The 13084-nt window shown below is 54.7% G+C and carries 14 protein-coding genes; 11 read left to right on the plus strand and 3 right to left on the minus strand.

All coding sequences use genetic code 11. The annotated features are described in order from the left end of the window. Positions 1-256: 256 nt before the first annotated feature. Both F1379_RS20420 and bshB2 read left to right on the plus strand, forming a co-directional pair. On the plus strand, positions 257-601 hold the full coding sequence (locus tag F1379_RS20420) for a YojF family protein (RefSeq protein ID WP_150273285.1): 345 nt from the start codon (positions 257-259) through the stop codon (positions 599-601). 23 nt (positions 602-624) lie between these two features. Further along, entirely contained in the window at positions 625-1308 is a 684-nt protein-coding gene (gene bshB2, locus F1379_RS20425; RefSeq protein WP_150273291.1) for a bacillithiol biosynthesis deacetylase BshB2, read from the plus strand. Between the two features lie 163 nt (positions 1309-1471). Here the strand turns inward: bshB2 and F1379_RS20430 are convergent, their stop codons facing one another. After that, positions 1472-2401, minus strand: coding sequence for a hypothetical protein (locus tag F1379_RS20430; protein WP_150273296.1), 930 nt, complete (start codon positions 2399-2401; stop codon positions 1472-1474). 109 nt (positions 2402-2510) lie between these two features. On the opposite strand from F1379_RS20430, the gene F1379_RS20435 reads away from it, so the two are divergent. From F1379_RS20435 to F1379_RS20445, 3 genes are all read left to right on the plus strand, one after another. Next, positions 2511-3398 (plus strand): hypothetical protein, encoded by an 888-nt coding sequence (locus F1379_RS20435; protein WP_150273302.1) that lies wholly within the window; start codon positions 2511-2513, stop codon positions 3396-3398. A 273-nt stretch (positions 3399-3671) separates the two neighbouring features. Beyond that, complete coding sequence (locus F1379_RS20440; protein WP_150273306.1) at positions 3672-4076, plus strand: MarR family winged helix-turn-helix transcriptional regulator; 405 nt, start codon at positions 3672-3674, stop codon at positions 4074-4076. Between the two features lie 29 nt (positions 4077-4105). Beyond that, positions 4106-5332: an epoxide hydrolase family protein gene (locus F1379_RS20445; protein ID WP_150273311.1), complete on the plus strand. Its 1227-nt coding sequence runs from the start codon at positions 4106-4108 to the stop codon at positions 5330-5332. Between the two features lie 281 nt (positions 5333-5613). On the opposite strand, the gene F1379_RS20450 is transcribed toward F1379_RS20445, so the two are convergent. Continuing rightward, positions 5614-6252 carry a GntR family transcriptional regulator gene (locus F1379_RS20450; protein ID WP_150273316.1) on the minus strand — a complete coding sequence of 213 codons (639 nt, stop codon included), beginning with the start codon at positions 6250-6252 and terminating at the stop codon, positions 5614-5616. A gap of 218 nt (positions 6253-6470) precedes the next feature. Here F1379_RS20450 and F1379_RS20455 point away from each other — a divergent pair, with 218 nt between their 5' ends. The 6 genes from F1379_RS20455 to F1379_RS20480 all read left to right on the plus strand — a co-directional run bounded on the left by F1379_RS20455 (position 6471) and on the right by F1379_RS20480 (position 11277). Beyond that, positions 6471-7370 carry a phosphate/phosphite/phosphonate ABC transporter substrate-binding protein gene (locus tag F1379_RS20455; protein ID WP_150273322.1) on the plus strand — a complete coding sequence of 300 codons (900 nt, stop codon included), beginning with the start codon at positions 6471-6473 and terminating at the stop codon, positions 7368-7370. A gap of 25 nt (positions 7371-7395) precedes the next feature. Further along, on the plus strand, positions 7396-8190 hold the full coding sequence (gene phnE / locus F1379_RS20460) for a phosphonate ABC transporter, permease protein PhnE (RefSeq protein WP_150273326.1): 795 nt from the start codon (positions 7396-7398) through the stop codon (positions 8188-8190). Further along, entirely contained in the window at positions 8190-9047 is an 858-nt protein-coding gene (locus F1379_RS20465) for a PhnE/PtxC family ABC transporter permease (protein ID WP_150273331.1), read from the plus strand. The genes phnE and F1379_RS20465 overlap by 1 nt, the downstream gene beginning before the upstream one ends. A gap of 16 nt (positions 9048-9063) precedes the next feature. After that, entirely contained in the window at positions 9064-9843 is a 780-nt protein-coding gene (gene phnC / locus F1379_RS20470) for a phosphonate ABC transporter ATP-binding protein (protein WP_150273336.1), read from the plus strand. Positions 9844-9911: 68 nt separating this feature from the next. Beyond that, complete coding sequence (locus F1379_RS20475; RefSeq protein WP_150273338.1) at positions 9912-10655, plus strand: tyrosine-protein phosphatase; 744 nt, start codon at positions 9912-9914, stop codon at positions 10653-10655. A 181-nt stretch (positions 10656-10836) separates the two neighbouring features. Continuing rightward, positions 10837-11277: a hypothetical protein gene (locus F1379_RS20480; protein ID WP_150273343.1), complete on the plus strand. Its 441-nt coding sequence runs from the start codon at positions 10837-10839 to the stop codon at positions 11275-11277. A 664-nt stretch (positions 11278-11941) separates the two neighbouring features. Here the strand turns inward: F1379_RS20480 and F1379_RS20485 are convergent. Then, positions 11942-13009, minus strand: coding sequence for an LLM class flavin-dependent oxidoreductase (locus F1379_RS20485; RefSeq protein WP_239004746.1), 1068 nt, complete (start codon positions 13007-13009; stop codon positions 11942-11944). Positions 13010-13084: the final 75 nt, after the last annotated feature.

The following is a 13084-nucleotide window of genomic DNA, read 5'->3' on the forward strand; positions in this document are numbered from 1 at the left end:
AAAAAAATCGCTGGAATGCATACAGAATTCGCTGGCTTTATTATTTCCTCTAACATATCAGGGAAACCTGTCCTATACGAGGCCATTGTGCCAATGAATGAAGTCAGCGGGTTTAACTTAGGGGAGGCGTGGCGGTATCCTGGGGATAACGGATTTTGCTGCGATTGTGCTATACTTCGGTGTAGGCTTCAAATTAATTAGCCTGTGAACTATTAATAGAATTAACAATATTATCCTGATTGTAAGGAGGGCGCCAATGCAGCCGCTACAACCCCAAGACATTCAAACCCGGATCGACCGCCTCGCCGGTCAGGAACTGTACATACACCTCGAACTAACCTCAGGTGCGTATGCCAGCCACCTGGATGCTACCCGGCACCCGGCGTCAGCGTTTATTACCAATGCGGTTATCCGCTATTCCCAAGGCTCCATTTCCGGAGCGGGTCCCTACCGGATCGGACTGAAGACCGTGCAGGGCTGGGTGTATGCCGAAGGCCTGACCCATGTAGATGAAACGGAGCAGGAACGTATAATCCTGGCCGGACACGACAGTCTGGGCAAGCTGATAGTGGCCCTGCAGCTCGGACGGGAACCTTTCTAATGAGAGAAGAGGAACAAACAACCATGAACAGCAAACCGACTGAACGCCAGCGTATACTGGCAGTGTTTCCCCATCCCGACGATGAATCCTTTGTAGCAGCAGGGACGCTGGCGATGTACATCGCAGGCGGTATGGAAGTGACCTACGCCTGTCTGACGCTTGGGGAGATGGGCCGGAATATGGGGATTCCGCCGTTTGCCAACCGGGTGACCCTGCCGGCCATCCGTAAGGAGGAACTGGCGGCATCCTGCCGCGCCATTGGTATCCGGGACCTCAGAATGCTTGGCTTCCACGATAAAATGGTCGAATTCGAGGACCCGCAGGTGCTGGAAGCACGGATTACCGGACTGCTGGAGGAGCTGAAGCCGCAGATGGTCATCACCTTCTATCCGGGGTACAGCGTGCATCCCGATCATGATGCCACCGGAGCCGCCGTGATCCGGGCGGTCGCCCAGCTTCCGGCAGCGGAACGGCCGGTTGTCTACTGCAGCGCGTTCGCCGTGAACTGCGAGCAGGTAATCGGCCAGCCGGATGTGACCATGGATGTCACTGCGTTTCTTGAAGAGAAGATGGCGTCGATCCGCGCCCACGCCACGCAATTTCAGGCGGCGGAGCTGGTCGGAAACCGCGAGCTGACGGCTGAGGAAATCCGCCTCCGCTACGGCACGGAGCGTTTCTGGACGTACCGGTTCGGCGATGCAGAGTGACAGAGTAAACTTAGTGACCTGGGGTATCAAATACAAGGGAACAAGGGATTACTGAGGGTAGGGTCTTGATTGTGACAAAAAAAACAGTGGCAGTCCTACATTTTCCGTAATGTAAGTCTGCCGCTGCTGTTGTGTCTGGGGGGGGACGCTTTGTGAAGGTTCGTTATCCGACGGGAACCGGTTGTTCGATGACTGGAAAAAAGGTGCGCGGGTGTTTATGGTTATCCTTTGTCCTCCATACGGTTAAGCTATATCGCTCACCATTTAAATCAAATTTTAAATATACATCCGTATCGTTTACATCTTCCAAAAATGCCACTGTCCCCATGGCCAATAAACCTTCGGTGCTTAATCCGACAAAGAAGCCGCCTTTAGGCGTTTTAAGCAAATCTAATTCCCCTGAACCATCCTTCTTGGTATAAATGTATTTAATGGTGATGATTTCTGCGAGATTGCTTACTTCTGAACGGACCACTTCAACATGCTTTAAGAAAGCGATGCTGTCTTCAAAGGTAGTCACTTCAAACGGACCGTCATTAATATAATAGTGATACCAGAAATGATGCCCTGATAACACCCGGTCCCGCCCGCTAGTTCCACCTTCTTCTCCAATGAAGACATGCTCAAAAAGAGAGGTGCTGTTGCCTTCATACTGAGCGAACCATAAGTCCGTTAGTTTATCTATCCATTCCTCATCGGAAGCGGAGCCGGATATATATCCTTTACTTGCAGCGAATTCTCTGGCAATTTCCATTGGGGCTGTTGTTATGGCGAATTTCAGGAAATTCTGAATTTCGTCCCATTCTTTTTGGGGTGTAGGATCATTCTGATTCCTGCGCCAGTTGTAATTATCGTGGAGAGTTTTAAAGAGATCATAGGAGATTAGCTTGTGTTCAGGAATAACTACTTTTTTAATAACGTTTACTTGCTGATCGGCACGGGGCTCCGGATTTCCGGTTGGAAAAGGATTCATATCGACGACAACATATCCTTCTTCCGGAATTGCTTCATGCTCGCTCAGATCTTTGATCAGAGGCATCAGCCCGTTTTGTTTCATATCTGCATGCCAGATTTCACTAATATGATCGGCCATAAAGTCATCTCCTGTGTTTAGGTTTAATCTTACTCACGGATATAATGTTCTGCTGGTTGTTATGCTATTCACGAAGTGGACAGTTTTGAAAAAGAATAGGTGATATTTAATGGAGGAAAATCAAGCACTACATGGTTCTGTCCAGGCGGACAATTACAAGGTCTTTGCCTGGCTGAGCCGTTATCTGAACGATGCCCCGGACCTCATTAAGCCGGAGGAAATCGCGGAGATTACGCAATACGGCGTGGCTGAGGAATATGCCTTTGCCGTTATTCTGGCGGGAGCCTTCGGGCTGGATATTGCCGATGATCCGGCCGACAAGGCGCTGTTTAACCGTTACTTCAGCCAGATGATTCATAAGCTCGATGTGGAGGTGTACTACAACAATCCATATTACAGGAATATCCGGATTCCGCCGGTAGCTGTGGGCAGCAGTGAACTGAAATATGAAGCCTACCAGCCGTATGAAGGGTTTGTGTGCAACGATATTCTCCGTACGGCTGAGGGCAGGCAGCTTCCGCAGATCGGTTTTTTTGCAGAGGAATTCCGGTTCCCGGCGATTCTGGAGAACGGTCGAATCTGGATGACCATAACCCCCAATGAAATCGCGACGATGCATGAAGCGGTGGAGCAGGCGCATGGCCATGTGCTTGCCTTTGGACTGGGCCTTGGCTATTACGCTTATATGGCGTCCGAGCAGGAGCGGGTGGAGAGCGTAACCGTGGTGGAGATCAACCCCCATGTCATTCAGTTATTCAACGAACATGTGCTGCCCCAATTCGGGAATGCCCATAAGATTAAGGTGGTTCAGGCGGATGCTTTTGCGTTCGCGGAGGCGGAGCTGCCCAAAGGACAGTATGATTATGTCTTTACCGATCTGTGGCATGACGTATCCGACGGGATTGACCTGTATTTGCGGATGAAGACCTATGAACCGCTGAGTCCGGGCGCAGAGTTTGTGTACTGGATTGAGCAGTCGATGCTGTGTTATCTCTGATTGAACCGGTGTAAGCGGGCCGGACGGATGGGCCGTCCGGTCCGGCGGCAACGCTCGTCGCGGGCATCGTTGCGTAGATTTCCTGCTGTTTTGCTCGATTGCTCCCAGTTCGTTTGATACTACAGAGCGTGCCTATCACGGTGGGTGACGGTTGCGCAAGAAGGTGGAGTAGGCCGGAAAATTATATTAGCAATTTATATAAGTTACTGATATAATTGGCTCATGACTATAGAAAACTTTCCCAATCACGAATTAGATGTTGCTGAACTGGCTATGGCCCTTGAACAAATGACGAGATTTATGATCCGGCTGCCGTCTGTGGACAAAATGAGCTTCACCTCGTTGTCGGTGCTGCATACGCTGACTCTTAAAAGTCCGCTGCGGCTCACGGAGCTTGCGGCTACGGAGCAGGTGACGCAGTCGGCGATCACACAGCTAGTGACCCGGCTCGAACGGGACGGGCTGGCGGAGCGCCGGGCCGACCCTAAGGATGGCCGGGTGGTGCAGGTGCACATTACCCCGGAGGGAGCCAAGGTCATTGAGTCCCGGCGGGATGAGCGTATTGCCGGGCTCGGCAGGTATGTGGACGGACTGAGCCTGGAACAGCAGCAGAGCATCGCCGCCGCTATTCCCGCCCTGCAGCGGCTGGCCGAGCTGGGCAACGGGAAGCAGCCGTAGGCTGTTCTCGCACCAAAGGAGGAGAGACCATGAATGCAGCGCGGAAATTCCCGCTGGAGCCAAGCCCGATTCACGTGCCCCAGTCCATTCTGGATAATCTGAAGTCACGGTTAATGAATACCCGCTGGCCGCTGGATGCCGGCAATGAAGACGGATATTACGGTGTCCGCCGCAGCTATGTGGAGGAGCTTGTCCATTACTGGATTCATGAATTCGGCTGGCGCAAAGAGGAACAGGCGATGAATGCGTATGAGCATTATCAGGTGCAGGTGGACGGGGTGTCCGTGCATTTCATGCGCAAGCCGGGCGTCGGGCCGAATCCGGTGCCATTGATCCTGTCCCACGGCTGGCCGTGGACATTCTGGCACTGGTCCAAAGTGATCGATGCGCTGGCGGACCCAGGGGCTTATGGGGGCAATCCGGCGGAGGCTTTCGAGGTCATAGTGCCTTGTCTGCCGGGATTTGGCTTCTCGGCCCCACTGCCGGATCAACCGGACATGAATTTCTGGAAGATTGCCGATCTGTGGCATACCCTGATGACGGACATTCTCGGTTACGATAAATACGCGGCAGGCGGGTGTGATGTCGGCGCACTGGTGAGCGGTCAGCTCGGCCATAAATACGGCTCAGAGCTGTACGGCATCCATATCGGCTCCGCGCAGAAGCTCAGCTTCTTCAATGGCGAACGGGCCTGGGATTTCTCCGGCGGCCGCCCGCTGCCGGAGCAGCTGCCCCCGCATATCCGTGAAGGAATATTACGGCTGGACCGCCGGTTCGCCTCGCATCTGGCGATCCATGTCCTGGACCCCGGCACCCTTGCCTTCGGGCTAAGCGATTCGCCGGCCGGCATGCTCGCCTGGATGCTGGAACGGTGGGAGCGGTGGAGCGATAACCATGGCAATCTGGAGACTGTCTTCAGCAAAGACGACCTCCTGACTCATGCAACCATCTACTGGGTAAATAATTCAATCGAGACTTCAACGCGCCTTTACTCGAACAATAACCGCTATCCCTGGACGCCGGCCCACGACCGCTGGCCGGTCATCGAGGCGAAGACCGGAATAACCTTTGTCGGCTACGAGAATCCGCCGGGGGTGGCCACGGAGCAGCGCGTGCAGAACTTTCTGGACAGCGACCGCGCCGCCTGGTACAACCACGTCAACATTACCGCCCATGAGCGGGGCGGACACTTCATTCCGTGGGAGGTCCCGGAGGCATGGGTGGCGGATTTGCGGCGGACTTTTTTTCAGAGCTAACCCAGATTCGATCCACCGCATTGCCATGCCGGAAATCGGCTGCGGGCTGGATAAGCTGAAGTGGGACAAGGTGCGGGAGATTATCCTGCAGGAGTTCCAAGAGACTCCTGTGGAGATCGTTGTTTGCCGGCTATGACGGAGCGACCGGAGCTCTCGAAGTAACCGGAGCAGGAACTCTTCCCTAATTACAATGCTATATTCTGGACATAAAAAGCTTCCTGCCTCACCGAAACGGTGAACAGGAAGCTTTTTGATTGCAGGCCGGGCTTTCTCCGCCCACCTTAATAGAATGACCGGTTCTGGCGCATCCGCCGGGAGGCGGTGTGCAGAACCTCCCGCAGCTTGGCATAGTCCTGCGCCTCCAGCGCTTCGAGAATGCTGCCGTTCAGCAGCGTTGCGCTGAAATGCGGCTCCAGCGGGGTCATGCGGTAATTCATGACGGCGATCAGGACGATTTTGCTCTGCAGCGTCTCCAGCATCTGCAGCAGGCTGCGGTTGCGCACCGAGGAGAGCAGGCAGCGGTCGAAATCGAGCGCCTTGTGGATATAGGCCACATAGTCCCCGGCGTCGGTCGCTTCCTGCTGCTGACGGAAATGTTCGCGGAGCTGCTCCAGCTCCTTGAAGCCCTCGCGCTCCATCACCGAGACGGCATACAGCGTCATCGCCAGTGTGGTCTCGGCGACCTCGGCTGCCTCATGGTAAGAGACCTCCTTGACCAGAACGCCCCGCTTCTGCAGCGATTGCACAATGCCCTCCGATTCCAGGCGGGAGATGGCGATCCGCACAGGCGTCCGGCTGACGCCGAGCTGCAGGGCAATTTCATTCTCCGACAGCATCGTTCCCGGCAGAATCTCACCTTGAATGATTTGATTTCTTAGATAGGCATAGGCCGTGTCGATCAGCCTTCCGGATTCCTTCATAACGCTTCTCAGCCTTTCCTATGAGTCATGACGCTAGTATAGAACGAAAGAGAAGAGAGCGTAAAGTTAAGTTTGTGTAAAAGAATGTCATCGGAAGATCAACGCCCCTTTACAGAAATACCCGAAACCGCTAATACGGAGTTTACAAAAAATATGTAGTATTCTAGTTGTATTCATTATCAATTTGAAGTATCTACAACTACTTGGAGGTATCGATCGTGAAAAAAACGCTTAGCCTGCTCCTGCTCCTCTTCACCGCCGTAACCGTACTGTCCGCATGCGGGACGAACAAGGCGGGAGCCATGGACAAATTCGTCATTGCCTATCTGCCCAGCGAGTCGAACGACAGCGCCGCAAAGCTGAACAAGGACTTTGAGGATTCGCTGTCGGAGGCAATCGGCCTGCCGGTGGAATCCTATAAAGCAACCAGCTACAATGCCGCCATTGAAGCGATCAAGAACGGCAAAGCCGATATGGCGACCTTCGGTCCCTTCTCTTATATCGTTGCCGTGGACCGGGCCAAGGTAGAGCCGATTGTCGGCATCAGCCTGCCGTCGATGGCGAATGCACCGGCATCTGTAATCATTGTTCCGAAAGACTCCGAGATTCAGAGCATTGCCGAGCTGAAGGGCAAAACGATCGGCTTTGTCGATCCAGTATCGACCACCGGCCATCTTTTTCCGAAATCGATGATTGTTGATGAGATGGGTATTGATCCGGAAGAGCTGGAAACGAGCTTCTTCAGCAGCATTCAGTTCGCCGGCAAGCATGACACGGCTATTCTGGGGGTAGTGAAGGGTCAGTATGACGCAGCAGGAGTATCCGGGATGTATCCGGCCATGCTGGCTGCCAAAGGCTTGATTGAAGAGGACTCGTACCGAGTGATTGCCGAATCCGGTCCTCTGAATGCGACACCGATGGGTATCCGTTCCACGGTTCCGGAAGAGACCAAAACGAAGGTGAAGGACTTCCTGCTGAGCTACGACAATCCGGAGTATTTCGAGAATCTGTTCGGCATGGCCGACGCCAAGTTCGTGGAAGTGAGCGACAGCGATTTTGACAATATCCGCGATGTAGCCAAGAAGCTGAACCTCAGCACGGAGGAACTGCTTAAATAACGAACACGGAAGGGAGGCCGGAAGCATGAGCCAAGTCGTAACACCTCACATTCAGCAGCGGCAAAAAAAAGCCAAACACATGGTGTCACTCGCCTTGCTGGCGGGGGCGCTGGCCTTCTCCATCTGGTATGTGAAGTTTGATCTGATCGAATTTATCAGCGGCATTCCGCTGTTCCTGAACTTTCTCTTTACGGATTTCCTGCCGCCGAATTTTGCGAATATGGACAGTTACCTCCGCCCGGTGCTCGATACACTGATCTTTGCGGTGGTCGGCACGTTCATCTCTTCCGCGCTGGGGCTGGTCATCGCCTTTCTGATGGCGCGGAACACTGCGCCGCATCCGGCAGTGCGGATTGTGCTGCGAGGCATCGTCTCTTTTGTTCGGAACGTTCCGTTCCTGGTGTGGGCCTCGCTGCTGGTCGTCATCTTCGGAGTGGGCGCCATGCCTGGCCTGTTCTCCCTGCTGGTGTTCGGCACCTGCTTTCTGGCCCGGGTCTATGCCGAGTCGATTGAAGAGCTGGACAAGGAGGCGACGGAAGCGCTGGAAGCCAGCGGCGCAACGTACGGACAGATTATCAAGCATGCGATTATCCCGCAGTTTATGCCCGGTTACTTCTCCTGGACGCTGTTCATGTTCGAGATTAACATCCGCGCTTCGGCCATTCTCGGTCTGGTGGGGGCGGGTGGCATCGGCAGCAATCTGAAGCAATCGCTGGATCTATTCCAGTACAGCAGAGCCTCCATGATTATTGTGATCCTGATCGTGCTGATCCTGGCCGTGGAATTTCTGACTCAACGGATAAGGGAGCGGATTCTCTAATGCAGCAGCAAACCTCTTTTCAGGCGTATTCGCCGCAGCAGGCGCAACCTGGTGTTCAGAAGACCTCCGGCGGCAAAATCAGAATCGGACACCGCCGCACCCAGCGCCAGACCCGGCTGTTCTTTGCAGCTGCGGCCGTGCTGTTCCTGGTCTGCCTGAGCCTGCTCGATTTGAGCTGGGAGCAGTTCCGCAGCGGGATTGCCGGACTTCCGGACATTATGTCCAAAGTAATGACAATTTCCTTCCACGCGTTTCCGGCGCTGCTGGACGGAATGGTCACCTCGCTCATTATTGCTTTTCTGACGGTGGTCATCAGCGTGGTGATTTCCATCCTGCTTGCCTTTCTGATCGCGGAAAATATTACGCCGTTCAAATGGGCCGGACGCGCACTGCGCGTAGTCCTGCTGGTCATCCGTACCGTGCCGACGACCATTTGGGTGCTGCTGGCGGTGGCCAGTATGGGCTTCGGCTCCATGGCCGGGGTGCTCGGACTAATCTTTCCGACATCGTCTTACCTCATCAAGTCGTTCGCGGCCCAGATTGAAGAATCCGGCGATGACAACATTGAAGCTATGCGGGCCGTTGGCGCTTCCTGGCTGCAGATTGTGTTCAAGGGGCTGCTGCCGAACCTGCTGCTGTCGTTCCTGGCGATCATTTCCTTCCGCTTCGAAATGGAAGTGGCCGAGACGGTGATGCTGGGGATGGTAGGGGCCGGCGGGATCGGTGTGCTGCTTCAGGACTACATTTCCTATTATGAGTTCGCCGATCTGGCGATGGGAATTATCATTGTATTTGTGACGATCTTTGCCGTTGAACTGATATCAAACCGCGTCCGCAGCCGTTTGGCCAGACGTTAATCGCAGGAGGGATAGTATGACTACAATTTTGCAGGTGGAAGGTCTGGTCAAAAGTTATGCAGGCGGCACACTGGCGCTCAAAGGCATTGATCTGACCGTTGAAGCAGGCGAATTCATCGCCGTCATCGGCCCCAGCGGAGCGGGCAAATCGACGCTGCTGCGCTGCATCAACCGGCTGATTGAGCCGACAGAGGGAACGGTCGCTTTTCTCGGCGAGGCCATGAACAGCAAAAGCAAGAGCAGCCTGCGCCGCTGGCGGTCGCAGATCGGGATGATCTTTCAGCATTACAACCTGGTGAACCGCTCCAGTGTACTGGAGAATGTGCTGCATGGACGGCTCGGGTACATGTCCCCGTTGGCCGGAGTATTCAGCCGCTACAGTGAGGAGGATAAGCAGGCTGCCATTGCGCTGCTGCACAAGGTGGGCCTGGAGAATGAAGTATTCAAGCGTGCGGATGAGCTGTCCGGCGGCCAGAAGCAGCGGGTTGGCATCGGCCGGGCGATTATGCAGCAGCCGCAGCTGATCCTGGCCGATGAGCCGATTGCCTCGCTGGACCCGAAATCGTCGGCGGTGGTGATGGATACGATCTACGAGAACTGCCGGGAGCGGGGCATCGCCTGCCTGGTCAACCTGCATCAGGTGGAAGTGGCGAAGAAATATGCCACCCGGATCGTGGGCATTAAGGGCGGAGCCAAAGTTTTTGACGGATCTCCGGAAGAACTGACTGAAGAAATGATCTATAATATTTACCAGGGCAAAGAACATGAGATGCATGCACAGGCGGCGGGAGAGTAGCAGGTCAACCGGCCGCTTAAACGGCCAATGAAGCAACATCAATCCAATAACAAAGGCGGGCGGAATACATGACTACAACAACGAACGGCAGTATTGAACGGTTGCTTAAGCTGGAAGGTGCCTATAATGTGAGAGACATCGGGGGATACCCGGCGGAAGGCGGGGCAACGGTACAGCGCGGCCGCTTCTTCCGTGCCGATGGCCTGCACAGGCTGACCGGACGCGACCAGGAGCTTTTGCTGGACAAGGGTCTGCGCACGGTGATTGATCTGCGCCATGATGATGAATGTCTGGCGAAACGCAATGTATTCGCGGATTCAACCGCACTGGCCTACTACAATGTCAGTCTGATCAATCCGGCAACGACGATCGAAGCGGACATCCGCTGCCTGGGCGACATGTATGTGAATATGCTGGATGAATGCGGTCCGCAGCTCGGCCGGGTGTTTACGCTGATCGCTGAAGCCGGAGACGGCAGCGTACTGTTCCACTGCGCAGCCGGGAAGGACCGCACCGGTGTGGTCGCCTCGCTGCTGCTGGACCTGGCGGGCGTGCCGAAGGAGCTGATCGTGCAGGACTATGCCGAGACGGAGATCAATCTGGCCCCGCTGATGGCAGAGTTCCTGGCCGAGATGCCGGAAGAGATGCGCAGTGCCGGCTATGATGCGTTCATGGGCAGCGCTCCGGAGAATATGGAGATGCTGCTGGAACATTTGCATGCCCGGTACGGCGGCGCGGAAGCGTATCTGTCCTCTATCGGTCTGAGTGAAGCGCAGCTGGCAGAGCTGAAACGGAGATTGCTGGAAGCCTAATGCTGACATAGTATGATTGAGCACGATTAACCCGCGCGTGGCGCGGGTTTTTGGCGTGCCCGGATATATTATTCTCTGGAAGTGGGGGATCAGATGTAGTGGAGGATATACCGGAATCCGCCGCGAATATAGTGTGTCAGTTGAACGAAATTCCGCTTCTATAAATAAGGGGGCAATATTCATGCGATGGACAATCTGGCCTTTACGGCTATGTTTGATAGTTTTGGCTGGAGTCTTAGTATCGGGCTGTGCCATGGGCGGAGATGCCTATGTAAAAGAAGTGCAGCTACAGCAACTGGATAAAGACGCGCGGCTTTATGTGGATAGAATCAGGGACAATAACGGATTGTATCTCTATACTCCGGTAGGCGAACGCCAATATTTGATCGTCAACTATTCATCCGCAGTGAATGGGGAAGGGGCTTCCTATCTGGAAGAGCTTACGGCTGAGGTCCGGGAGGAGACGCTGAATATCGAGCTGGAGGAACGGTCTTTATCCGATTATTCGGATACACGGCTGGGTGACATGCGAATCTACCGGCTGAATGGCTCCAAGGATTATTCGGCCATCCGGATTTATAAGAATGGAACAGAGACCGCCCTGGATTCGGCTGGAACCTGAAGTTGGGGCACACACTTATAAGGTATTCTCGGAGATTCCAGTGCAGGAGATTCTGGCGAGGATTCGGTAGGTGAGATTCTGGGCGGGAGAATCTGGATGTAGAAACGTTAAGGGGTATTAAAATGACCTCAGGTAAACCTCAGCCAAACTCAATCGTTCACTGCAATTAGTTTGATTTTCGCACATTATTCAGCCTGTATCACGGATTTCAGGCGTCTAATTGGATTATCGTCACTTAAATTGGTCGATATTGATGAATTTACTGTTTTTCACCTAAATTAAATGGCGAAAATCCAACTAAGCCTGTGATTATCCTCCATACAGGTATAATTAAGTGGCGATTATCCAACTACAGTCTGCGAATAGGGCAGCGTATCGTTCATCATAACTATACAGAGCTGGCTGCGGATAGCCACTAGCGGCAATGGCGGCAATAGCACAGCAAGGAAAGGGGGGCAAGCAGAAGGCTGTGGATTTACCGGGCCAGTTGAGCTACGGCCTGCACCTGCCCACCAGCGAAAGAAACAGGCTTGCCCCGCCGGCACAAGCTGCAGCCTGCACCTGCCGCACCGGCGTGGCAGGTACGGGTATGCTCCGCTGGCGCAAGCTTCGGCCCACACCTGCCGCGCGGCGAAAGAAACAGGCTTGCCGCGCCGCTGCGGAGTTACCCGCGGGCCAGCTCGGAGCGCACCATCGGAGCGACCTTGGTGCCGAGCAGCTCAATGGCACGCAAGATGTCACTGTGCGGCATGGTGCCGACATTGATATGCAGGAAGAAGCGGGTCACGCCAAGATTCTTGCGCAGCAGCAGAATCTTCTCGGCGACATATTCAGCGTCGCCGACATACAGCGCGCCGCGCAGACTGCGCGCATCGTCATAGGTGGCCCGGGTATACGGCTGATTCCAGCCGCGCTCGCGCCCGATGACGTTCATCTGCTCCATGGTCGGACGGAAGAACAGGTCGGCGGCCTGTTCGGTAGTCTCGCCGATGAAGCCGTGCGAATGTGTGGCGATCTGCAGCGTATCGGGATTATGCCCGGCGCGGGCCGCGGCTTCCTTGTACAGGTTCACGAGCGGAGCGAAGCGCTCCGGCATGCCGCCGATAATGGCGAAGGCAATCGGCAGACCCAGCATCCCGGCCCGGATTGCCGATTCGGGATTGCCGCCGCTGGCGATCCACACCGGCAGCGGGTCCTGGACCGCGCGCGGATATACGGGAAGGTTAGGAATGGCCGGGCGGTGTCCGCCGGACCAGCTGACCTTCTCCGACGCGCGGATCTTGAGCAGCAGCTCCAGCTTCTCCTCGAACAGCTCATCGTAGTCATCCAGGCTGTAGCCGAACAGCGGGAAGGACTCGATGAACGAGCCCCGTCCGGCCATAATTTCCGCCCGCCCGTTCGAGATACCGTCAATCGTTGCAAAAGACTGGTATACGCGCACCGGGTCATCTGAGGATAGCACGCTTACTGCGCTGGTCAAGCGGATATGCTTCGTCATGGCCGCTGCGGCGGCGAGCACAATGGCCGGAGCGCTGCCGGCATAGTCGGCCCGGTGATGCTCACCGATGCCGTATACATCGAGGCCGACCTGGTCGGCCAGTACAATCTCCTCCACTGCGTTGCGCAGCCGCTCGGCGTGGCTCATGATTTTTCCGGTTACCGGGTCAGGGGTCGTCTCCAGAAATGTGCTGATACCGATCTCCATTTGATGCTGTTTATTGTTAAGGGTCATTGCTAACCGCCTCCTTTGATCATGAATCCAGTATACTATACTTTTTATTGTACCTCAACTTTAGTAAGTGGGTTT

Source organism: Paenibacillus tepidiphilus (genome assembly GCF_008635795.1).
In the GTDB taxonomy this organism is placed as follows: Bacteria; Bacillota; Bacilli; order Paenibacillales; family Paenibacillaceae; genus Paenibacillus_AQ; species Paenibacillus_AQ tepidiphilus.

Excerpts from the sequence above, each read along its gene's own strand:
- F1379_RS20420 (WP_150273285.1), top strand. The coding sequence starts at position 257 with ATGCAGCCGCTACAACCCCAAGACATTCAAACCCGGATCGACCGCCTC.
- bshB2 (WP_150273291.1), top strand. The coding sequence starts at position 625 with ATGAACAGCAAACCGACTGAACGCCAGCGTATACTGGCAGTGTTTCCC.
- F1379_RS20430 (WP_150273296.1), bottom strand. The coding sequence starts at position 2,401 with ATGGCCGATCATATTAGTGAAATCTGGCATGCAGATATGAAACAAAAC.
- F1379_RS20435 (WP_150273302.1), top strand. The coding sequence starts at position 2,511 with ATGGAGGAAAATCAAGCACTACATGGTTCTGTCCAGGCGGACAATTAC.
- F1379_RS20440 (WP_150273306.1), top strand. The coding sequence starts at position 3,672 with ATGGCCCTTGAACAAATGACGAGATTTATGATCCGGCTGCCGTCTGTG.
- F1379_RS20445 (WP_150273311.1), top strand. The coding sequence starts at position 4,106 with ATGAATGCAGCGCGGAAATTCCCGCTGGAGCCAAGCCCGATTCACGTG.
- F1379_RS20450 (WP_150273316.1), bottom strand. The coding sequence starts at position 6,252 with ATGAAGGAATCCGGAAGGCTGATCGACACGGCCTATGCCTATCTAAGA.
- phnE (WP_150273326.1), top strand. The coding sequence starts at position 7,396 with ATGAGCCAAGTCGTAACACCTCACATTCAGCAGCGGCAAAAAAAAGCC.
- F1379_RS20465 (WP_150273331.1), top strand. The coding sequence starts at position 8,190 with ATGCAGCAGCAAACCTCTTTTCAGGCGTATTCGCCGCAGCAGGCGCAA.
- phnC (WP_150273336.1), top strand. The coding sequence starts at position 9,064 with ATGACTACAATTTTGCAGGTGGAAGGTCTGGTCAAAAGTTATGCAGGC.
- F1379_RS20475 (WP_150273338.1), top strand. The coding sequence starts at position 9,912 with ATGACTACAACAACGAACGGCAGTATTGAACGGTTGCTTAAGCTGGAA.
- F1379_RS20480 (WP_150273343.1), top strand. The coding sequence starts at position 10,837 with ATGCGATGGACAATCTGGCCTTTACGGCTATGTTTGATAGTTTTGGCT.
- F1379_RS20485 (WP_239004746.1), bottom strand. The coding sequence starts at position 13,009 with ATGACCCTTAACAATAAACAGCATCAAATGGAGATCGGTATCAGCACA.